Origin of the sequence: Streptomyces doebereineriae (assembly GCF_031845645.1) — a bacterium.
Lineage (GTDB): Bacteria > Actinomycetota > Actinomycetes > Streptomycetales > Streptomycetaceae > Streptomyces > Streptomyces canus.
Genome location: NZ_JAVREZ010000240.1, coordinates 1 through 464, shown reverse-complemented (window position 1 = coordinate 464; position 464 = coordinate 1). Strand labels below are relative to the sequence as shown.

The 464-nt window shown below is 74.8% G+C and carries 2 pseudogenes; one reads left to right on the top strand and one right to left on the bottom strand.

The features are described 5' to 3' along the window. Positions 1 to 156, top strand: a pseudogene (locus tag RNB18_RS51665) (EamA family transporter); the annotation flags it as partial. Positions 157 to 195: 39 nt separating this feature from the next. Here RNB18_RS51665 and RNB18_RS51660 read toward each other — a convergent pair. Beyond that, positions 196 to 464, bottom strand: a pseudogene (locus tag RNB18_RS51660) (NUDIX hydrolase); the annotation flags it as partial.

Sequence of the window (464 nt, the reverse complement as noted above, 5' to 3'; positions counted from 1 at the left end):
AGCCTGGAACCGGCCATCGCGGCCATGGCGGGCTTCCTGATCCTGAGCCAGGCCCTGTCCACGACGGACGCCCTCGCCATCGCGCTGGTCATCGGGGCGAGCATGGGGGCGGTCCGCAGCCAGGCGGGGACGCGGAAGCGGAAGAAGAAGGGGTGAGGGGTCGGCGGCGGGCCGGGGGCTCGGCCGTCGCCCCGCTCACCACGTGCAGGGTGCCCACAGATCGGTGATGGAGTCGGCGAGTTCGGCCGGGTGCGCGGGCCACCCCGTCCGGTGCCAGTGCTCGATGCGCCAGGACAGCCTGCGCGGCCAGAGCGGGGTGGCGGGCAACTCCGTCACGGGGACCCAGACGGGGGTGCCGCCGTAGGTGTCCAGGGTCTCGGCGGGGCCGAGCGGGCCCTCGGCCGCCATGAGGAAGTCGTGCTCGTGCCGCTTCCCCCTCCAGACCCGCGCGACCTCGCGCCCGA